The 20,120-nt window shown below is 65.3% G+C and carries 21 protein-coding genes; 8 read left to right on the forward strand and 13 right to left on the reverse strand.

Annotated elements, in window-relative coordinates; translation table 11 throughout:
- Positions 1-160 precede the first annotated feature (160 nt).
- Genes F3J15_RS09135 through F3J15_RS09150 form a run of 4 tightly spaced genes read right to left on the reverse strand, consistent with a single transcriptional unit; the run spans position 161 to position 4,070 of the window.
- The gene (locus F3J15_RS09135) at positions 161-1,111 is read right to left on the reverse strand and encodes an HpcH/HpaI aldolase/citrate lyase family protein (protein WP_205190749.1); all 951 of its coding nucleotides are present in this window, start codon (positions 1,109-1,111) and stop codon (positions 161-163) included.
- Positions 1,108-2,202, reverse strand: coding sequence for a cysteine protease StiP domain-containing protein (locus F3J15_RS09140; protein ID WP_166889976.1), 1,095 nt, complete (start codon positions 2,200-2,202; stop codon positions 1,108-1,110). Before F3J15_RS09140 ends, F3J15_RS09135 begins: the two co-directional genes overlap by 4 nt.
- Positions 2,195-2,953, reverse strand: a complete 759-nt coding sequence (locus F3J15_RS09145; RefSeq protein ID WP_166889979.1) for a trehalose phosphatase — start codon at positions 2,951-2,953, stop codon at positions 2,195-2,197. The genes F3J15_RS09140 and F3J15_RS09145 overlap by 8 nt, the downstream gene beginning before the upstream one ends.
- Positions 2,943-4,070, reverse strand: a complete 1,128-nt coding sequence (locus tag F3J15_RS09150; protein ID WP_166889982.1) for a phosphoribosyltransferase domain-containing protein — start codon at positions 4,068-4,070, stop codon at positions 2,943-2,945. Before F3J15_RS09150 ends, F3J15_RS09145 begins: the two co-directional genes overlap by 11 nt.
- Between F3J15_RS09150 and F3J15_RS09155 the strand changes: the two genes are divergently transcribed.
- The gene (locus tag F3J15_RS09155) at positions 4,069-4,380 is read left to right on the forward strand and encodes a hypothetical protein (protein WP_166889984.1); all 312 of its coding nucleotides are present in this window, start codon (positions 4,069-4,071) and stop codon (positions 4,378-4,380) included. The genes F3J15_RS09150 and F3J15_RS09155 overlap by 2 nt on opposite strands.
- A gap of 134 nt (positions 4,381-4,514) precedes the next feature.
- Here F3J15_RS09155 and gabD read toward each other — a convergent pair whose 3' ends face one another.
- A complete protein-coding gene (gene gabD / locus F3J15_RS09160; RefSeq protein WP_166889987.1) occupies positions 4,515-5,984 on the reverse strand; it encodes an NADP-dependent succinate-semialdehyde dehydrogenase in 1,470 nt (489 codons plus the stop codon).
- A 92-nt stretch (positions 5,985-6,076) separates the two neighbouring features.
- Complete coding sequence (locus F3J15_RS09165) at positions 6,077-7,360, reverse strand: 4-aminobutyrate--2-oxoglutarate transaminase (protein WP_083266220.1); 1,284 nt, start codon at positions 7,358-7,360, stop codon at positions 6,077-6,079.
- A gap of 126 nt (positions 7,361-7,486) precedes the next feature.
- Between F3J15_RS09165 and F3J15_RS09170 the strand changes: the two genes are divergently transcribed.
- Positions 7,487-8,998 carry a PLP-dependent aminotransferase family protein gene (locus F3J15_RS09170; protein WP_166889990.1) on the forward strand — a complete coding sequence of 504 codons (1,512 nt, stop codon included), beginning with the start codon at positions 7,487-7,489 and terminating at the stop codon, positions 8,996-8,998.
- Positions 8,999-9,200: 202 nt separating this feature from the next.
- On the opposite strand, the gene F3J15_RS09175 is transcribed toward F3J15_RS09170, so the two are convergent.
- Positions 9,201-10,037 carry a DMT family transporter gene (locus F3J15_RS09175; protein ID WP_166889994.1) on the reverse strand — a complete coding sequence of 279 codons (837 nt, stop codon included), beginning with the start codon at positions 10,035-10,037 and terminating at the stop codon, positions 9,201-9,203.
- 114 nt (positions 10,038-10,151) lie between these two features.
- On the opposite strand from F3J15_RS09175, the gene selD reads away from it, so the two are divergent.
- From selD to F3J15_RS09190, 3 genes are all read left to right on the forward strand, one after another.
- The gene (gene selD / locus F3J15_RS09180; protein WP_166889997.1) at positions 10,152-11,216 is read left to right on the forward strand and encodes a selenide, water dikinase SelD; all 1,065 of its coding nucleotides are present in this window, start codon (positions 10,152-10,154) and stop codon (positions 11,214-11,216) included.
- 74 nt (positions 11,217-11,290) lie between these two features.
- Positions 11,291-11,881, forward strand: coding sequence for a LysE family transporter (locus tag F3J15_RS09185; protein ID WP_166890000.1), 591 nt, complete (start codon positions 11,291-11,293; stop codon positions 11,879-11,881).
- Positions 11,882-12,128: 247 nt separating this feature from the next.
- A complete protein-coding gene (locus F3J15_RS09190; RefSeq protein WP_011353903.1) occupies positions 12,129-13,208 on the forward strand; it encodes a purine nucleoside permease in 1,080 nt (359 codons plus the stop codon).
- Between the two features lie 110 nt (positions 13,209-13,318).
- Here the strand turns inward: F3J15_RS09190 and F3J15_RS09195 are convergent, their stop codons facing one another.
- The 3 genes from F3J15_RS09195 to F3J15_RS09205 all read right to left on the reverse strand — a co-directional run bounded on the left by F3J15_RS09195 (position 13,319) and on the right by F3J15_RS09205 (position 15,411).
- Positions 13,319-14,086 (reverse strand): hypothetical protein, encoded by a 768-nt coding sequence (locus F3J15_RS09195; RefSeq protein ID WP_166890003.1) that lies wholly within the window; start codon positions 14,084-14,086, stop codon positions 13,319-13,321.
- Positions 14,087-14,099: 13 nt separating this feature from the next.
- Positions 14,100-14,786, reverse strand: a complete 687-nt coding sequence (locus F3J15_RS09200) for a M35 family metallo-endopeptidase (protein WP_166890006.1) — start codon at positions 14,784-14,786, stop codon at positions 14,100-14,102.
- Between the two features lie 61 nt (positions 14,787-14,847).
- Positions 14,848-15,411: a PAAR domain-containing protein gene (locus F3J15_RS09205; RefSeq protein WP_166890008.1), complete on the reverse strand. Its 564-nt coding sequence runs from the start codon at positions 15,409-15,411 to the stop codon at positions 14,848-14,850.
- A gap of 202 nt (positions 15,412-15,613) precedes the next feature.
- On the opposite strand from F3J15_RS09205, the gene F3J15_RS09210 reads away from it, so the two are divergent.
- Positions 15,614-15,958 (forward strand): purine nucleoside permease, encoded by a 345-nt coding sequence (locus tag F3J15_RS09210; RefSeq protein ID WP_166890011.1) that lies wholly within the window; start codon positions 15,614-15,616, stop codon positions 15,956-15,958.
- 226 nt (positions 15,959-16,184) lie between these two features.
- Here the strand turns inward: F3J15_RS09210 and F3J15_RS09215 are convergent, their stop codons facing one another.
- Together F3J15_RS09215 and F3J15_RS09220 are read right to left on the reverse strand one after the other, a co-directional pair.
- The gene (locus tag F3J15_RS09215; RefSeq protein ID WP_069252573.1) at positions 16,185-16,478 is read right to left on the reverse strand and encodes a DUF4148 domain-containing protein; all 294 of its coding nucleotides are present in this window, start codon (positions 16,476-16,478) and stop codon (positions 16,185-16,187) included.
- A gap of 305 nt (positions 16,479-16,783) precedes the next feature.
- Positions 16,784-17,500 carry a response regulator transcription factor gene (locus F3J15_RS09220; protein WP_240158672.1) on the reverse strand — a complete coding sequence of 239 codons (717 nt, stop codon included), beginning with the start codon at positions 17,498-17,500 and terminating at the stop codon, positions 16,784-16,786.
- Between the two features lie 312 nt (positions 17,501-17,812).
- Between F3J15_RS09220 and F3J15_RS09225 the strand changes: the two genes are divergently transcribed.
- Positions 17,813-18,115, forward strand: a complete 303-nt coding sequence (locus tag F3J15_RS09225) for an H-NS histone family protein (RefSeq protein WP_231937865.1) — start codon at positions 17,813-17,815, stop codon at positions 18,113-18,115.
- A gap of 187 nt (positions 18,116-18,302) precedes the next feature.
- Positions 18,303-19,028 carry a hypothetical protein gene (locus F3J15_RS09230; RefSeq protein ID WP_166890014.1) on the forward strand — a complete coding sequence of 242 codons (726 nt, stop codon included), beginning with the start codon at positions 18,303-18,305 and terminating at the stop codon, positions 19,026-19,028.
- Between the two features lie 68 nt (positions 19,029-19,096).
- On the opposite strand, the gene ceoR is transcribed toward F3J15_RS09230, so the two are convergent.
- A complete protein-coding gene (gene ceoR / locus F3J15_RS09235; RefSeq protein ID WP_166890017.1) occupies positions 19,097-20,101 on the reverse strand; it encodes a putative multidrug efflux transcriptional regulator CeoR in 1,005 nt (334 codons plus the stop codon).
- Positions 20,102-20,120 lie beyond the last annotated feature (19 nt).

The raw sequence follows: 20,120 nt of genomic DNA on the forward strand, positions 1-20,120 counted from the left end.
GATTGCCGCCACACGGGGAAGGCGTCGCCATGAATCGTGTTGCGCGGCAGCCGCTCACTCGCGGTCCGGATGCGGATCGCTGCTGCTGCTCGGCCGACATCGAGCCGGCGGACAGTAGACCGTGCGCCTTTGAGGGCAGCCTCACGCATTTCCACGCTCATCAGCCGGCCTCCGCCAGTCGGACGCCGTGCTCGCCATGACTCGGGGCGGTGGGCTTCACCCCGTGCCACTTGGCGCGTTCGAGGATGTTGACCGCCCACTTGTAGTGGGTTGCCGGCTCGCACATCGCGTCGTTGTGCTTGAAAACGGCAGGGGCCGCCTCGTTGACGATCAGCGTGGCGCAGTTGAAGTCCTCGAGGCTGACGCGCAGCGCCTCCTGGATGATGCGGATCTGGCTCGGGTGAATGGCCGTCTTCCCTACCAGGCCATGCGCGATGTCCAGTTCCAGCTCCTCGTTCAGGAGATGGGGCGTGGCGAGTTGCTCGAAGACGGGCGCGGTCAGGGCAAAGCCCTGAGCCCCCATGATTCCGGCAAGCATGGGAATCACGTAGCTGAGGGGCGTGCTGTAGAGCGTGGTGGACGGATTGCGCCGCAGACCAAGACAGCCCATCAGGTCGTTGCCGCCGATTCGCAGCGCGATGATGCGTCGGTTCAGGTTCGCCTTCAGGGCCGAGCCAAGCTCTACCATTGCGCCCGGGTCGTAAACGTCGGCCGTCTCCAGTGTCGGCATGAGGTACAGGTCTGGATGACTGACCGCGTTCTCCCACGATGAAAGGGATTGCAGGGTCAACTTGGGTACGACGAACCCATCGACGTGCTTCATCAGCGGCCAGTCGTTCAGTACCGCCGCCATCGCGGCGTCACGTGGCCGAACGAACAGCAAGGGACCGGATTCGGCGCGCCCTCCCCGGGCATCGATATTCATGAGGAGCGCCCGCAGGTTCGCCAGCGCGCTGTCGACGTCGATTGCCGCCACCGCGTCTTCCAGGCAGACCACCAGCGAGCGCAGCTCCGGGAGCCTGGTGCCGGAAACCACATCCAGAATGTCGCTGCGGGTGGCCGGCATGTACAGCGTCGCGCCGAGGGCGAACGGAGAGATGGTTTTAATCAATTCGCGCTCCGAATGATTGTGACCGCGCAGTACGGACCCAGATCGGCGCCCGCTTCCTCGACGGTCACGCCCGCGCGTTCGGTGAGGTGCAGCAGCAACTGAACGTCGCTGTCATTGCGGTCACGTACCAGCACGCGATCCGGCACACGGCGCAGGACCGCTCGGGTTGCCTCGGCGATACCCGGTTTCACGCGGTTCAGGTTGCCGATGTCGAAGCGGGTTGCCAACGCGGACACCACGCCGTCCGCGGACGCCTGGAGCGTCAGTCGCTGATCGTTGGTCCATGGAGCGGCAGGTCGGGCGTCTGCCAGGGCCCGACGTTCGGCGTCGATCCCGTCGATGAACTCGCGCGTGACATCGTGTTCGCGCAGGTGTTCGTAGACCACGCAACCATGCAGGCCGCCTTGAGTCGGCCAGATGGAGCGGGACACCAGCCCGGAAACGGTTGCGCCGAGAATGCCGGACGGAATGGTCCAGTCTTGCGCGGAGGCCGCCAGCCACGCGCGGCCGCAAGGATCGGCCAGAACCACGAGGCGCGGACCTTCGGGGAAGCGCGTGTCGTCCGCGAGGGTCCGTGCGAGCTCGCCTGAAATGGCGCCCTTGCCGGTCCAGCCATCGACGAAGACGATGTTTTCGGCGCCATGCAGCCGGATGATGGCTTCCAGCGCAACCATGTCGATCCCGCGATCGCGAATGATGCTGATCCCGTAGTGGCGGGCGTCGCGCCCCATCTCCACGAGTGCCCGGCGCAGCAGCACGCCAAGCGGCAGGCCGGCGCGAACAAACGAGACCAGGGCGATGTCCGGCCCGGTGTAGGCGGCACTCAGCGCGATCGCCAGGGACTGCACATCCGAAGCCATGCGGGCGCCGTTCTGCACCAGCGCGCGGGCGTAAAGGCGCTTGTGCACGTCGGAGGGCGCCTGCTCGAGGCCGATCATTTCCGAGTAGTGTTTTTGATTCGTCTGAATCAGACGCTCCTTCTCCTCGACGTCGGTGACGCTCATCCGCACGTGTTGCAGAAGGAAGTGCACGTCTTCGGCGGCGTAGCTGCCGCTGCCGACGGTGTTCAGGCTCGCGAGGCGATTACCCATGGATCGTCCCCGTCACCCAATTCGCAAGCTGGCTGCGCGCCGGTGTCGCCCACATGTGGCAGAGGTCCATGTACCCCAGATCGGTGATGCTGTCGCCGAAGCCCAGGACCGGTCGCTCGCCGTGGCTCTCACGGTCGCGGCGCAACCACTCCTGAACGGCCGCGCGCTTGGCCAGCCCCGTTGGCAGGAAGGCGAGGTTGTTGCCGTTGGCGTGAACGTGCATGCCGTCCACCATGCGCCGGGACCGAACTCCGGCCAGCACCTCGGCGAGCACCGCGTCGTCGGACGCGTTGTGCTTGACCACGACGTAGTGGCGCAAGCCTTCTTCTTCCACCACCCAGCCGCGGAGTGAGTAGCCGAGTTCCCTGCCGATCGCCAGCGTGGCCTCGCACAGTGCCGGCAGTCGGTCCTGAACGCTCTGGAGGGCCTCGGCCATTCGCCCATGCCAGCTTCGATCGCGTAACCCGTCGGGGCGGAGCATGACGCCGCCATGCGAGCAGATTGCGCCTTCGGTGAAGGGAAGCATGACGCGGCCGTATGCCTCCACGCTGCGCGCGGTGACCGGAACGACGTCGGCGGTGGCGAGCAACCACGTGATGAACGTGTGCTGGACCGGGTCCATGAAGCCGTTTGGCTGACCGTGCACGTCCAGCGTGGCCGCCGTGCGCGGAACGCCTTCCGCCATCTTGCGGGCGGTCTGGAACAGGGTGTCGTCGAGGTCGACGAATGCCAGGGGACGGTTACCGCTCATCGACAATCACCTCTGCGTTCAGTGCGTCGACGAGTTCTACGGGGAGTGCCTGGGCGGGGGTCTCCGTGCAGATCAGGACCCGGTCGAACTGGCCGGGCTTCACGTTGTAGAGGAAGTTCGGAATACCGAGGCCGTAGTTGTCGGGGAACGACAGCGCGTGCTCGATGGCGTGGCCCAGGGCGATGGGGGACCGCGTGGTCGAGCTGAAGTGGACATCCGCGCCAGATCGCTCCAGGCGTTCCGCCAACAGAAAAGGACGCCAGACGAACTCGCCGGTACCGACGACAATGACTTTCTCGCCGGGCTGGACCTGAACGTCCGGCGCGAGCGTGTCGTCCACATCCCGAACGCCCAGACGTCCCCAGTCATTGCAGGGCGAGAGAGGCCATTCGCCCATGGAAACGGTGCCGACGTTCGGCATGTCCGGGAGGGGCGCGGACTGATCCTCGTGGAACTGGTAGGCGCCGGTCAGCAGCGATACCGCGGTGACCGGTTCCCCGATGGCGTGACGAGCGGCACCGGCAGTCCAGTCCGTCAGGACGCAGGTCACCACTCGCTGGACGTTGCTCAGACCTGCTTCGACCAGCGCGCGGTGCAGGTTCAGGAAGGTCTTGCCGGTGGAGGCTTCGTCATCGACCAGGATCAGCGATCGAGCCTTCAGCATCAGGTCACGAATCTCGGGATCGACCGGCAAGTGGATCAGATGAGCGCTCGCATGGCTGTGTTCTTCCTCGAATCGAGCAAAGACGCGGGTACCCAGCGGATGACGGGTACTGGTGAGGTACACGCTGTCAGGGCGGCCCGCACGATAGGCGCGGTGCACGCCGGCACCGAGGCCCACTGCGGTTTCGGCCATGCCGATTACCAGTACCGGTCCCGGCAGGTCCGCCGGAATTCCGGCCGCCAGGCGCTCGAAGCTGGCCGCCATGATCGACGGGCGCACCGGGATGTGACGGCCCAGGACCTTGGATACGAAGAGGAATGCTCGCTTGGGATTCCGGCGCTCCGCGAAACCGAACAGGTTCGCAGGGGGCAGGGCGGCGGCGTCGACTCTGATCTCGAGCAGCCCCCGCTTGAGTTGGGCGCGCAGGCACGTTGGTCCTACGTGACTTTCCATGAACAGCATCCTCGTTGAGCGTGGCTCGAAGAACCACGACGACCGCCTGCGCCTGGTGCGCAGTCGGTCGAACCACGTTCGCGCCGGGCGCCGGCAACTTCGGTCCGGCATCCCGAAATCTTTCAAAATGAAATTGAATCGTATCAAATTTGAAAGGTTGGTGGGTGAAGGCTTGTACCGATGTCGGGATGGCTTTCGTTTTTCGGCTTTGTGCGAGAGGACGGGCGTGGCGGGCCTGGTGTGGCGCGATGACGGTGGTCAGCCGTTCGACCAAAGCCGATGCGGTGATCGCGGTCCCGTGAAACGGTGAGGAGGAAGGGAAAGGGGGAGGAGAGGAGGGGGAGATGACGCGGGCACGGCGGAGAGGGGTACCGGCCCGCGTCGGACCGCCCGGTTCCGGCCGGGCGGTCAGGGCCTGTCACCGAAGCGGCCGGCCCCGAACCGTCAGACGGCGAGGCAGAGGTACTTGATTACGACGTAGTCGTCGATGCCGTAGTGCGAGCCTTCGCGGCCGAGGCCCGACTGCTTCACGCCACCGAACGGCGCGACTTCGTTCGAGATCAGGCCCGTGTTCACGCCGACCATCCCGTATTCGAGTGCTTCCGCCACCTTCCACACGCGGCCGATGTCGCGGCTGTAGAAGTACGCGGCCAGGCCGAATTCGGTGTCGTTCGCGAGGCGGATCACTTCGTCGTCGCTGCCGAACTTGAACAGCGGCGCGAGCGGCCCGAACGTCTCTTCCTTCGCGACCTTCATCGCCGGCGTGACGCCCGTCAGCACGGTCGGCTCGAAGAAGCCGTTGCCGAGCGCGTGGCGCTTGCCGCCCGTCACGACGGTCGCACCCTTCGCGAGCGCGTCCTCGATGTGCGCCTCGACTTTCAACACGGCGGCTTCGTTGATCAGCGGACCTTGCGTGACGCCCGGCTCCGTGCCGCGGCCCACCTTCAGTTGGCCGACGGCTGCCGCGAGCTTCTGCGCGAACTGGTCGTACACGGCTTCATGCACGTAGAAACGGTTCGTGCACACGCAGGTCTGGCCGCTGTTGCGGTACTTCGACGCGATCGCGCCCTGCACGGCCGCATCGAGATCGGCGTCGTCGAACACGATGAACGGTGCGTTGCCGCCGAGCTCCAGCGACACCTTCTTGACCGTTGCCGCGCATTGCGACATCAGCAGGCGGCCGACCGGCGTCGAGCCGGTGAACGACAGCTTGCGCACGATCGGGTTCGACGTCAGCTCGCCGCCGATCGCCTTCGGGTCGCCCGTGACGACGCTGAACACGCCCGCCGGCACGCCCGCGCGCTCGGCCAGCACGGCCATCGCGAGCGCCGAGAACGGCGTCGCCTCGGCCGGCTTCACGACGATCGGGCAGCCCGCCGCGAGTGCCGGGCCGACCTTGCGCGTGATCATCGCCGCGGGGAAGTTCCACGGCGTGATCGCCGCGCACACGCCGATCGCTTCCTTCGTCACGACGATGCGCTTGTCGCTCGCCGGCGTCGGAATCGTGTCGCCGTACACGCGCTTGCCTTCTTCCGCGAACCACTCGAGGAACGATGCCGCGTAGCCGATCTCGCCCTTCGCTTCGGCCAGCGACTTGCCCTGCTCGGTGGTCAGGATCAGCGCGAGATCGTCGGCGTTTTCCATCATCAGGTCGTGCCACTTGCGCAGGACGACCGCACGTTCCTTCGCGGTCTTCTTGCGCCACGCCGGCCATGCGGCGTTCGCGGCTTCGATCGCGTGACGCGTCTCGGCCGTGCCCATCGCCGGCACCGTGCCGAGCAGGCCGCCCGTCGCCGGGTTGCGGACTTCGAACGTCTCGCCGTTCGTCGCGCCTTGCCATTCGCCGTTGACGTACGCCTGCTGGCGGAACAGCGACGGGTCTTTCAGTGCCAGGGTTTCCTGCACAGTGCTCATATGAATCACCTGCTTCGAAAAGGACGGATGAAACGGCCGCCGCCGTCATGAAGACGGCGGCGGCGCATTCAGTGGATGAAGTCGGCGGACACTCAGGCCGGCACGCCGACCGTTTCCTTCAGCACTTCCTCGAGGATCACGAGCGCTTCGTCGAACACGGCTTGCGGGATCGTCAGCGGGAACAGGAAGCGCACGACGTTCGAGTACACGCCGCACACGAGCAGCAGCAGGCCGCGCTCGAGCGCACGCGTCTGCACGCGCTTCGTGAACTCGGCATCCGGCTCGCCCGAGCCCGGCTTCAGGAACTCGACCGCGATCATCGCGCCGGGGCCGCGCACGTCGGCGATCTGCGGCACGTCGGCCTGCAGCGCATTCAGCTTCGCCTTCAGCACGTCGCCGAGTTGCGTCGCGCGCTCGCACAGCTTCTCTTCGTCGATGATCTCGAGCACCGCGTGCGCCGACGCGACGGCCAGCGGGTTGCCCGCGTACGTGCCGCCGAGGCCGCCCGGAGCCGCCGCGTCCATCACGTCCGCACGGCCAACGACGCCCGACAGCGGCATGCCGCCCGCGAGGCTCTTCGCCATCGTGATCAGGTCGGCCAGCACGTCGTAGTGCTGCATCGCGAACAGCTTGCCGGTACGCGCGAAGCCCGTCTGCACTTCGTCGGCGATCAGCAGGATGCCGTGTTCGTTACAGATCTTGCGCAGCGCGCGCACGAACTCGGCCGGCGCCGGGTTGAAGCCGCCTTCGCCCTGGACCGGTTCGAAGATGATCGCGGCGACGCGCTTCGGATCGATGTCGGCCTTGAACAGCATCTCGATCGCCTTGATCGAGTCGGCGGTCGTCACGCCGTGCACGGCGTTCGGGTACGGGGCGTGGAACACGTCGCCCGGGAACGGGCCGAAGTTCAGCTTGTACGGGGCGACCTTGCCGGTCAGCGCCATGCCCATCATCGTGCGGCCGTGGAAGCCGCCCGAGAAGGCGATGACGCCCGGCCGGCCGGTCGCTGCACGCGCGATCTTGATCGCGTTCTCGACGGCTTCGGCGCCGGTCGTGAAGAACGCGGTCTTCTTCGGGAAATCGCCCGGCGCGCGGTCGTTGATCTTCTCAGCCAGCTCGACGTACGACGCGTACGGGACGATCTGGTAAGCGGTGTGCGTGAAGTTGTTCAGCTGATCCGCGATCGCCTTGACGATCTTCGGGTGGCGGTGGCCGGTGTTCAGCACCGCGATGCCGGCGGCGAAATCGATGAAGCGGCGGCCTTCGACATCCCACAGTTCCGCGTTCTCGGCGCGGGCTGCGTAGAAATCGCACATCACGCCAACGCCGCGCGGGGTGGCGGCGTTCTTGCGGGCCTGCAGGTCGGCATTCTTCACGGTCATCTCCTTGATGTTCTTTCCGGTGAGGTGAAAATCGGGCGCTTCGACAGCCCATGGAGGCGACTATAATCACATTTGGCTCTGGCAATCAGAGCCATTTCAATAAATATTAAGGAGCCAATCATGCGCGCGAGCGTGTTGTCGGACTGGCTGGCGCAGCGCCTCGTGCGCGGCGGCGAACAGCCGATCTACCGGCAGCTTCACCGGCTGCTGCAACAGGCGATCCTGTCGCGCGAACTGCCGGCCGGCACGCGCGTGCCGTCGTCGCGGCTCCTGGCCGCTGAGCTCGGGATCGCCCGCAACACGGTCACGCAGGTTTACGAACAGCTTGCGCTCGAAGGCTACGTGAACTCGGCGACCGGCCGCGGCACGTTCGTCGCCGACAGCGCGCCGGACGAGATCGTCGGTGCACCGCCCGACGCGGCCGCCACCCGCCCGGCGCTCGTGCAGGCCTCCGCGCGGCGGCTGTCCGCGCGCGGCACGCGGCTCGTCGAAGGCGCCGGCGTGTCGAAGCGGCAGGGCGGCGCGTTCATGCCGGGCGTGCCCGATGTGTCGCGATTTCCGGCGCGCGTGTGGACGCGGCTGCACAACAAGTACTGGCGGCGCCTGCGTCCAGATCTGCTGACCTACGCGCCGGGCGGCGGGCTCGCGCTGCTGCGCGAGGCGCTGGCCGACTACCTGCGCACGTCGCGCTCGGTGCGCTGCACGCCCGAGCAGATCGTGATCACGACCGGGATCCACCAGTCGATCGACCTCGCGGTGCGGCTCTTGACCGACCCGGGCGACGCGATCTGGACCGAGGATCCGTGCTACTGGGGCGTGCGCAGCGTGCTGAACGTGTCGGGGCTGACGACCCGGCCGATTCCGGTCGACGACGAAGGCATCGCGCCATCGGCCGCCGATCTTGCCGAACCGCCGAAGCTGATGCTCGTCACGCCGTCGCACCAGTATCCGCTCGGGATGGTGATGAGCCTCGCGCGGCGGCGGATGCTGCTCGAATACGCGCGCCAGCACGGCTGCTGGATCATCGAGGACGACTACGACAGCGAATTCCGCTACGGCAGCCGGCCGCTCGCGTCGCTGCAGGGGCTCGATACGGCCGGGCAGGTGATCTATGTCGGCAGCTTCGGCAAGACGCTGTTCCCGGGGCTGCGGGTCGGCTACCTGGTTGCACCGGAGCCGCTCGCGGAAAGTTTCGCGACCGCCAGCGCCGAGCTGTATCGCGAAGGGCAGTTGCTGCAGCAGGCGGTGCTGGCCGAATTCATCGCGGAAGGGCACTTCGTGTCGCACATCCGCAAGATGCGCACGTTATATGGGCAGCGCCGCGAGGTGCTGCTCGACGCGGTCGCGCAGCGCTACGGCAACACGCTGCACGCGCTCGGCAGCGATGCGGGGCTGCATCTCGTCACGCAGTTGCCGGAAGGCGTCGACGATAGCGCGGTCGCGCAGGCCGCGCTCGAACGCAATATCGTCGTGCGGCCGTTGTCCGGGTATTACGCGGACCGCGAACGTGCGGCGTCGGGGTTGCTGCTCGGCTACGCATGCGTGCCGGAGGACGAGATCGCGACCGCGTTCGCGACGCTTGCCGAGGCGATCGACGAGCGGGCGTTTGGCCGGGTGGTCGAGGTGGCTTGAGCGGCGTGCTCGATTGCAGCCTTGCTTCCTGATGTTTGCTGTCGGGGCTGGCGGGAATCGATCTCTCCGCAGTGCGGGGGGAATCCGCCGCTTGCGGCCTCCGGAACCTCGATACCGATCCACGCCGCAGACGCCGGCATCACGTTAGCCCGTGCGAGCAGCGTCGAGAATGGCGGCAGCCCGACGCGGATCCGCGCGCCGGCTACAGCCGGATCAGCGCCGCGCCCGCGACCACCAGCGCGCACGCGGCAAGCCGCTGCGCGCCGGGCCGCTCGCGCATCACGAGCCAGCCGATCGCGACCGCGAAGATCGAGCTCGTTTCGCGCAGCGCCGACACCGTCCCGACCGGCAAGTACCGGTACGCGAGGATCACGATCCCGTACGCCGCGAGCGAGATCGTGCCGGCGATCGCGCCCTGCGTGAGCGCGGTGCGCGAGCCGAGCACCGCGCGCGGGCCGCCGCGTACCGCGCAGACCAGCACGAACTGCGGCACGCTCCACAGCACGTACACCCACGCGATGTAGCCGAGCGCGCTGCCGGATACGCGCGAGCCGATGCCGTCACAGATCGAATACGCGGCGATGAACACGCCCGTGAGCAGCGCAAACGGAACGCCTTCGCCGGAGAACCGGAAGCCGCGTCGCAGCGCGAGCGACATGATGCCGAACGACACGAGCGCGATGCCCGCGAAGCCGAACGGCGTCGGCCGCTCGTGCAGAATCGCGAGCGCGAGTACCGACACGAGCAGCGGAGAAATCCCGCGTGCAATCGGGTAGATCTGCCCGAATTCGCCGCTGCGGTACGCGCGCGCCAGCGTGAAGCAGTACGCGACCTCGAGCACGGCCGACCCGGCGATATACGGCCATGCGGCGGGCGCCGGCGCGGGCAGCAGTGCGGCGCCGGCGACGCCGAACATGAAATACGGCAGCGACATCGTGCCGAGCTGGACGAGCCGGTCTTCGCTGACGTGGAGGAAGGCATTCCAGATGGCGTGCAGCAACGCAGAGCACAGCACGAGGCCGATGAAGAGGTGGTCCATGGACGAAGAGGCGGACAGGGGCGGGAGCGGAGGGGCGCCATCATTATGTGGGTATCGGGCGCACTCGCATGGAATTGTCGATAATGGCGTGTTGTTATTCACCGGATGCCGACCATGACCGAAGCCACCCAAGCCCAGCCTGCCGTTCCGCGCCTCACGAGCCTGTCACATGGCGGCGGCTGCGGCTGCAAGATCGCGCCGGGCGTGCTGTCCGAGCTGCTGAAGCGCGCGACGCCGCCCGCGCTGTTCCCGGATCTGCTGGTCGGCACCGAGACGTCCGACGACGCGGCCGTCTACCGCCTCAACGACGAGCAGGCGATCGTCGCGACCACCGATTTCTTCATGCCGATCGTCGACGATCCGTTCGACTTCGGCCGCATCGCCGCGACCAACGCGCTGTCCGACGTCTATGCGATGGGCGGCAAGCCGATCCTCGCGCTCGCGCTGGTCGGCATGCCGATCAACGTGCTGCCGCACGAGACGATCGCGGCCGTGCTGCGCGGCGGCGAATCGGTGTGCGCGGACGCCGGCATCCCGGTCGCGGGCGGCCACTCGATCGATTCGGTCGAGCCGATCTACGGGCTTGCGGCAATCGGCGTCGTGCATCCGTCGCGTGTGAAGCGCAATGCGGCCGCGCGCGCGGGCGACGTGCTCGTGCTCGGCAAGCCGCTCGGCGTCGGCGTGTTGTCCGCCGCGCTGAAAAAGAACCAGCTCGATGCCGATGGCTATGCGCAGATGGTCGCGACGACCACCAAGCTGAACCGGCCGGGCGCCGAACTCGCCGCGCTGCCGGGCGTGCATGCGTTGACCGACGTAACGGGCTTCGGGCTGCTCGGCCATACGCTCGAGCTGGCGCGCGGCGCACACCTCACCGCGCGCGTGCACTATGCGTCGCTGCCGTGGCTCGCGGGCGTCGAGGCGTTCGTCGCCGATGGCGTGTTTACCGGCGCGTCGGGCCGCAACTGGGCCGCGTATGGCGTCGACGTGCAACTGGCCGCTACGCTGCCGCCCGTCGCGCAGGCGCTGCTGACCGATCCGCAGACGTCGGGCGGCTTGCTGGTCGCGTGCGCCCCCGAGGCCGTCGACGACGTGCTTGCATGCTTCCGGGCGGACGGCTTCGACCGCGCGGGCGTGATCGGCGAGATGGTGGACGGGCCTGCACGCGTCGACGTCGCATGACGCTCAAGCGGCATACAGGATTTTTTTGCGGTCGCTAGAATCGATGCCTTCCATCGAGAAGGTATCGACGACCGATGAACGACTTCCTGTTCGGGCTGATGATCGCGCTGTCGGTCGGGCCCGTCGCGCTGATGATCGCGAACTACGGGATGCGCGCCGGCACCGCGAGTGGTGTGCGCGCGGCGGTGGGCGTCGCGACGGCCGACGGCTGCTATGCGGTCGTCGCGTTCACGCTCGGCGCGATGCTCGCGAGCACGCTCGCCGCCCATCTGTCGCTGTTTCGCCTGGTCGGCGCGCTCGTGCTGCTCGCAATGGGCGCGCGGATGCTGTGGCAGGCGCTGCGGGATCGCCGCCGCACGCTCGACGGTGATGCACGGCCGCCAGGCAGCCGCCCGTTTTCATCGATGTTCTTCGTCACGCTGGCGAACCCGCTCACGATCCTGTTGTTCTACGGCTATGCAACGGCTGCGGCCGGTGCGCATCGGCACTGGCTGCTCGGTGCCGCGTGCGTGTTTGCCGGCAGCCTCGCGGGGCAGCTCGTGTTCGCATTCGGCGGCAGCCTGATCGGCCGGATCGTGAAGTCGCCGGGGCTGCTCGCCGCGAGCCATGTGGTCGCGGCGCTTGTCGTGCTGGGTTACGGGGTGGCGGGGCTGGCGCGGTTGTAGCGGTTTGCCGGGTTACACGCGTGCAAGTGCGATTGACGTGTCGGTGCCGAGCAACCGGATAGTATTCCTGATGGTGTGTCGACGCGCGGAGACCATTTCCTTCGTCATTCCCGCGCGTACCAGACCCGCACCGACGCACCGTCGCCGTTTCGTAGTCGGGTTCCGCATCGGGCACGCCCGTTCTATACTCCGACGCGCAGTCTACGAGAGCCGTTCTCACCCAACATCATCGAAACAAGGAACGCCGATGCTGACTCGCTCCATTCTTTCCGCCGCTGCATTCTCGCTCGCAGCCTGTGCGACCGCGCCGTCGATCGCGCAGGACAACCAGGGCAACAACGCGGGCAACAATGCATTCGCCGAGACCGGTGCACAGGGCCGCCCGGTCAAGGTCATGATCATCACGATGTTCGGTCCGGAGGGCCAGGCCTGGCTCGACCGGATCGGCCCGTGGCGCGACATCGCCGTGCCCGGCCTGTCGCCCGACTACCCGAACGTGCATTGCAACAAGCAGGACGTATGCGTGGTCACGACCGGCATGGGCTATGCGAACGCGTCGGCGACGATCATGGCGCTCACGTTCTCGCAGCGCTTCGATCTGCGCCGCACATACTTCCTGATCTCCGGCATCGCGGGTGTCGACCCCGCGCAAGGCACGGTCGGTTCGGCCGCGTGGTCGAAATACCTGGTCGACTTCAGCCTGCAGTGGGAGCTCGATGCACGCGAGATTCCGGCCGGCTGGAATACCGGCTTCCTCGGCATCAACACGAAGAGCCCGAACGACAAGCCGCCGCTCGACTATCGCACCGAGGTGTTCCAGCTCAACCCGCAGCTGACCGACGCCGCGGTCGCGCTGTCGCGCAACGTCGTGCTCGCCGACAGCGCGCAGGCGCAGGCCGCACGTGCGAAGTTCAACTACGCGCCGGCGAACCGGCCGCCGACGGTGATCCAGTGCGATACGTCATCGGGCAACACGTGGTTCTCGGGCACCCTGATCGGCGAGCGCGCGCGCCAGTGGACGAAGATCCTGACCGACGGCAAGGGCACGTACTGCATGACCGCGCAGGAAGACAACGCGACGTACGAAGCGCTCAAGCGCGCGGCGAGCGTGAAGCGGGTCGACCTGTCGCGCGTGGCGGTGCTGCGCACCGGGTCCGATTTCGACCGGCCGTATGCGGGGCAGACGAGTGCCGACAACCTGCTGAACTACGCGGATCAGGGCGGCTTCGCCCCGGCGACCGAAAACCTGTATCGCGCGGGCAATCCGCTCGTGCAGGACATCGTGACGCACTGGGGCGAATGGCGTGATGGCGTGCCGCGTCGTTGAGCTGATTTGATCCGATGGGACGGTGCAGATTGATGTGCTGTCCCGTCGATCAAGTGGGCCGGATGGCCTCTGGCAGCGCAGGATGCGACTGCGCCACCAGCGGTGATCTGCTACGGAGTGGACCTGTCCGGTCTCTCGATTCTGATTTCGATTTTCGTGTATTCGGGCCCCAATAACTGCACGGGCTCGGTTCGACCACGTTCATCGGTCATGCCCGAATATCGGGCGGCGCTCGTGCTGATCCGATAGCAGGTCCGTGCCAGCGGCCGCTTTTGATCATCCAGAAGCGTCAGCGGGTTATCGTTCGTCCGTTCGGTCCAGCGCATGGTGGTCACGACGCGGGTGCGCGCAGGGGCAGGATCGTCGCCGCACGTCGGACGGTCGGCATCCGGAGGCGGTCCGGGTGTGGAAGTTGTTATCGCGTAGCTGGCGACTCCTTCCAGCCCCGGCGTATTGCAAAGTTGCTGACATCCGGCCGGCGGACATTTCGGAACGAATTGCACCCAGATTTGCTTCGCGCTGTCGGCGTCGAGCTCGCCGTCCTTGCGAGCGAAGATGCGTTCTTGTACGTAGACATCGTCCGGTGCCATACCGAGTCCGACGAGAAAGGATTTCATCTGTTCGCCACGTTGCCTGGCCAATTGAGCCGGCTTGTGCTCCCATTCGTATGCAAGCGCATCGATCGTGGCCATCGCGCCTTCCTGTGTCCACTCTCGCGCCGTCAGATAGTGCCTGACGAGGCTGAGCCTCGCGCTGTTGCTTATCTCGGTCGAGTTCAACGGCAACTGGATGCTGTCGGTGAGCAGGACTTTGCACGCGTTTGCTTGCACCGGGCCAAGCAAAAGGGCAATCAGCAAGGAGAAGAAGGTGCGCTTCATGGATTCGGCCTGGTTAGCGAGCAAGAATGAACCACGCAATGCTGTCCGCATTGCCTAATGCATCGTTGGGGTGGTGTTTGGCGAAATGCATGCATGCGGTCCGCCCATACGCACCCGAATGGTCGACCGCGTTGAACGTGTCCTCGAAGTGTGTGCACTCGTGCACGATTGTCAGTTGCTGCGAGGACAGGTTCCCCGCCGATCGCTCCGGGAGTGAACAGAACGGGAGACTGATGGCGATGGTATGGGTCGACGTATCGGGACGGCACACATGAGCGACTTCCGCATCGAGATTTTTCATATTGGGTAGACAGCCGGTGGCGCGGTCGGCATCTGATCCTGTGCGGACGAAGTTCCTGGCGTCCAGCTTTGCCATGACGTCAGCCAGAGCGGCGAGTCCGTTTATCAGCGTGCGTCGGGTTTCGATGTCTGATGTGCCGAACCAGTCGATGACGCGTGCTTCCGTGGCGGGGCTCCATCGAGCCAGTTCCCGGATTCGTTGCCGCGTGATGGCGACAGCCTCGTCTCGCAATTCGAGCATCCGCTTTCTGAACATCGAATCCGTCATGTTCGGGCATATCGGCGGGCCGTCGAGCGATAGCGGTATTGAAACGACGGAATCGCGGATCGTGTTGGCCGATACGGTTGCGATCCGGATCCATTCTTCATCGTTCGTTGCGTCGGGATCATTCAAAGGCATGGGCTCTCCTGACAGGGAAAGAACGTACATCCCGGCGTTGCGTGCCGGAATGCAAGCGTATTCATCCGGTGACAATGTCGAGATGGAGTTTTCCGTAGCTGGCGAGGCTGACACGCCGCGTGCGGCCGTCCATATCGGTCGTCCCCGTGATGATGGAGTCGGGGTCGACATCGGATGTGATCCGATAGCGGACGTGCTCCAACGGATGTCCGGTCGATTGATCGATCAACTGAAACTGCTCGTCGTACGTTGCGCGGGTTGCGGACGCTTCGTGAGGCGAGAAGGCAGTCGAGTTGCAGCCGGTCTGTCGCTCGAGGAAGATGCTTGGATCACTTCCGGCCATCACTCGGTTCTTGCCGCAAGGGCATGACACGGAATCGCCATCGACGACGGCGTTGCGGCCTCCCTCGGATATTCCCTTTCCCGTTCCGACAATGCTGAAATGACCTTCGCAAATGCCGCATGACGCGCGGTCTTCGCTGAGCGCTATATGTTTGCCGTGGTCGAACATCGTCGACGAGCGGGCGATGACGAGCCCTCGCGTTGTGGTTGGGTCGCCGTCGCGCACGACAGCCTTGCGTTGCCTTGCGCGATCCGTTTCACGTGTACGAATCGACGTAGTCATATGAGTCTCCATTCGGGTATGACCGGAGCGCTCATGCTAAGGACTCGGCGCCTGCGAAGAATTCGCGGAAATGCGAACGACGCGGCACAGATTATTGGAAAGTGTGAACGAGAAGGATGGCGATTACGCGTGGTTTCGACGCAGAGGCGAGCCGCGCGTGCAGCGCGACGTGACGTGAAGGCGATCAGCACCGCTGCGGGCAATGGCCGACATGGCTTGCAGCAATGGAGCCTGTTCGCGAGATTCGCTTGTCAGGCAAGCCTGCGTTCGTCAAGCGCTTGGCCGAGTGGCGGCGCATCTGGATTTCCGGATCGTGGTTGCCCAATGTTATCGATTGTGTCGACGCAGCACCTTTTTGCGCTGCGATGGCAGCACGCTCGCCCGTTATCGACAACGGCCGTCCCGTGTATCCGTCGAATGCGCGAGCGACTCCAGATGCACCTTCTTCGCCCCGGCAACCGAAAACCTGTATCGCGCGGGCAATCCGCTCGTGCAGGACATCGTGACGCACTGGGGCGAATGGCGTGATGGCGTGCCGCGTCGTTAATAGCCGGACGCGAGCTCAGCCGGCGGTCAACGTCAATGCGAATGCGGGGCCGAACGGAACGGCGTCCACACCGGCGTGGTGTCGTCCCAGTGATCGAGCGGCGAAGGGAGTTGATCGTTCATCATGTGCTCCTGCAACTAACTATCTAACTGACTGACTCGGCGAGTCGTCGATGGATGACTCGAAACGCCGCGCGCGGGGCAACCCGTTGCGCGGCGTTGCGCGTTTACCGGCCCCCGCCGGCGAGCTGGTTGCTTTCAGGCGTCGAGCGATACGGGCCTTGCGCCAGTTCGAGCCCTTGCGGATACGAATTGGCCTTGCGCAAGTAGGCGAGCGTGCCGTCCTTGCGCGCTTGCTCGACTTCCGCGTTCACTTCGGCGCGCGTACGCGGGCCAGAGTGCTGCGAGTACCACGACGTGTTGCCGTAGTCGCCGGCATGCGGCGTACCCGAATCGGCGAAGGCCGGGGCGGACACGGCGAGAGCGATGGCGAGGGCGGAGAAAAGGCCGCGTCGGTTCATGATGGAACTCCTGTCTGTTCGATGCGCATGGAAGTGCGCGACAGGGTTTACTCTAGGAGCCGGCTGGATTGCGATAAATGGTGCTTCAGTGAATTGAATTGTCGCTGGCGCAGAACAATCGTTGTCCCTACCCGCGTCATGGGATGGACGGCCGGTGTGGAAGCCCCGTCCTGAAAGGGGAGGACGAGCGCGACGCGTACTTTGCGCGGCCCCCGCGCGATTATCGCTGCGGGCGAAACAGTCCCTTTCGCGTCGTGGAACGGCGGCGGACGCGACGGCGCGCGGCTCGTCGAACCGGCCCGCCGTCAAACCGCTTCGATTCGGTAGCCTAGCGTGTAGACGGCGCAGAGCCGCACGCCGTTCGACGGCTGAATCGCCAGTTTCGTGCGCAGCCGGTAGATGTGCGTGTCGAGGCTGCGGGACGAGCCGGCCATGTCGCGCCCCCATAACGAACGGATCAGCGCGTCGCGCGGCATGATGCGGCCGAAGTTGCTGAACAGCAGGACCGCGAGGTCGAATTCTCGCGGCGTCAGCTTGACCGGCGTGCCGTTCACCCAGATCTCCCGCGCTCTGGTGTCGACCCGATAGGCGCCGATGTCCAGCGTGTCCTGCCGGATGTCGCCGCCGTGATACGCGCGACGCAGCAATGCGTTGATGCGCGCCAGCAGTTCGAAATGATTGACCGGTTTGACCATGTAGTCGTCGGCCCCCGCATTGATCGCGGAGAAGATCTCGTGTTCCTCGGCACGGATCGTCAGGAACAGGATCGGCAGCGCGCCACCGATGCGCTCGCGGGTCCACTTGAGTACTTCGAAGCCCGTCATGCCGGGCACCTCCCAGTCGAGGATCAGCAGATCGACGACCGAGCTTTCGAGATGGCGAACGGCCTGATGACCGTTGGCGACGGAATGCACGTTGTATCCGGCCTTGCCTAGTATCGAGGTGACGAGGTCGACATACGTCGTGTCGTCCTCCAAATATAGAACGTCCATGTTGTCGGAGGGGTCGGTTGTCTCGAGCAATGAGATCGCGCTGAGCGAACGTGGATGAAGCGAGGTTCGCGGCCGGCATGAAGCTGCGCATCGACGACGATCTGCGACGCATGTTCGCATGCGTTCTATTCGGGGAATTGTCAACGATTCTGAACGCGGGAGTGTGTGTCTGGAAGCCCGGCGGCTTGTGCCTTAATATTTTAGTAATCCATATCAATTGGAATTTGTCGTTGCTTCGCCGACGCATTGGAACGAAGGGATGTCGGGCGGAGATTCGATGAACAGGTCATCTGAAGAAATAGGCAATTCGTGAGGGAGATCATGCTGATATACAAATCATTCATGGAAAAGAAAGCGCTGCTCGAGGAGCAACTGGATCGGGAGCGGCTTGCGATTGCGGCCACGGTTCTGCTGGAAATCCGGCGCTGTGTCCAGGAATTCGGATTCACCGCGAAGGAGGTGTTTCCTGCCCAGGCCGGTGTTCAGGGCAAGAAGCGCCAGGTGAAATACTTCAATCCCCAGACGGGGCAGTCATGGTCGGGTGCGGGCCGGGAACCGGCATGGCTGCGCGGTCAGGATCGCACCCGATTTCTGATTGATGCGCTATCGAAGGGGCAGCCAGAAGATGAGGAATCCAAATCATGAAATCGTGGAAAAAAGGTGGTGTTACCGTCGACAGGGCCAACGGAGCAGGATGCCGTTCCAGTTCCGAAGCTGATCGGATGCGGGCCCGTGTACCTGGACGGAGATCGGCCGCGCCACCACGACAATCGTACCGCGGCTGCTTATGGAACCGGTCCCATTCAAGCTTACATTTAGATTGTGACAGTTGTTGCTGTCAACGTCGAAGTCGCGGTTCGCTGCGGGCGGGCAGGGTGCGCGGATGAGCGCGGGCGTGACCTGGTCGGGCGACGAAGCCGATTTGCCAGAGCGCGTGTGCGTGGGAATCGGCGTGACGCGGGAGGTTCTCGAAGTCTGCGCGTCGTCGCTGCATGCGATCTTCGGCTACCGGAACGAGACGTTCGGCATTGAATCGCTGGTGGATACGATCGCCGAGTGGTCACCGGCGCTCGTTTTGCTGGAAGCGGCCGGCGGCCGCGAATGCGAAGCGGCCTGCGCGCTGCAGGCCGCGCGTCTGCCGGTGGCGGTCGTGCAGCTGCATCAGGCCCGCGCGTTCATCGCACGGGCGACCGAGTTGCCGCTCGAAGGGAAAGGGGCGCATGCGCGCGTGCTGACGGAACTGGCGAACGTGCTCGACGACGTATCGTCGAATCCCCGCTTTGCCGAGCCGTTGGCCGAGCCCGGGCTACAGCAGGTTCAGGCGCTCGTGCAGCGCCGGCGGCTGCTCGTGCAGGCGTTGATGGCGGAATACCAGTTACTCGCGCATGCCCATTCGAGCGTACGCGGCGGCATTGAACAGACGATTGCGTTCCTGAGCAACCAGATCGGCACGGTCGACCGTCACTGCGGGCGGCTGGTGCGCGGGCAGCGCGTCGGTACGGCGAGAGCGCTGGCGCGGGCGAAGCGGCCCCGCCGCATGCGTGCGTCAGGCAGATGAATGCAAGGCGGGATACGGTGTCAGGGGCGGGCGCGTGACGAGGTGTCCACGGGCCGCTCGCCCATTCATCACGCGACCCACTCGTTGATGACCGGCGTGTCGAGCGCCGGCGCGCGTTCGGCTTCCTCGAACGTGCGCTTGCTGCACGTCGCGTCGAGGCTGCCCTTGCCGCTCAGTAGCGGGCAGCGGTCGAACACCTCGGCGATCCAGTCGACGAACACGCGCACCTTCGGCGACAGATGGCGGCTGTGCGGATAGACGACTGAGATCGGCATCGGCAGCGGCTTGACGCCCGGCAGCACTTCCTTGAGCCGGCCTTCGCGCAGATGCGGCAGCACCATGAACAGCGGCGGCTGGATCAGCCCGAAGCCTTCGATCCCGCAGGTCACGTATGCATCCGCGTCGTTGACCGACACGATGCCTTCCATCTTCATCTCGACTTCCTTGCCGTCGGTCAGGAACGTCCAGTCGATCGTGCGGCCGGTGCGGCTCGAGAAGTAGTTGACCGCCTTGTGCTGGTGCAGGTCGTCGATCGACTGCGGTTCGCCGTGGCGCTCGAGATAGTCGGGCGACGCGACCGTCACGCATTCGAACAGGCCGACCCGGCGCGCGACGAGCGACGAGTCCTGCAGGGCGCCGACGCGGATCACGCAATCGACCCCTTCCTGCAGCAGGTCGACCGGCCGGTCTGACAGGCCGAGCTGCAGGTCGATGTCCGGATAGCGCGTATGAAATTCGCACAGTGACGGAATCACGAGCAGCCGCCCGATCGAACCCGGCATGTCGATACGCAACTTTCCGTGCGGCTTCCGGTTGTTCGCCTGGAAGCTCGCCTCGGTTTCCTCGACGTCCGCGAGGATCCGCACGCATCGTTCGTAGTACGCGGCGCCGTCCGGCGTGAGCGACAGCCGGCGCGTGGTCCGGTGCATCAGCCGCACACCGAGGAATGCCTCGAGATTCTGGATGATCGTCGTGACGGACGCTCGCGGCAAGCTGAGCGTTTCTGCTGCCTTGGTGAAGCTGCTTGTATCGACGACGCGAGTAAACACCTGCATGGCCTGAAGCCGGTCCATCACAACCTCCGCAATCTAA

Source organism: Burkholderia sp. Ap-955 (assembly GCF_011753045.1).
Lineage (GTDB): Bacteria > Pseudomonadota > Gammaproteobacteria > Burkholderiales > Burkholderiaceae > Burkholderia > Burkholderia lata_D.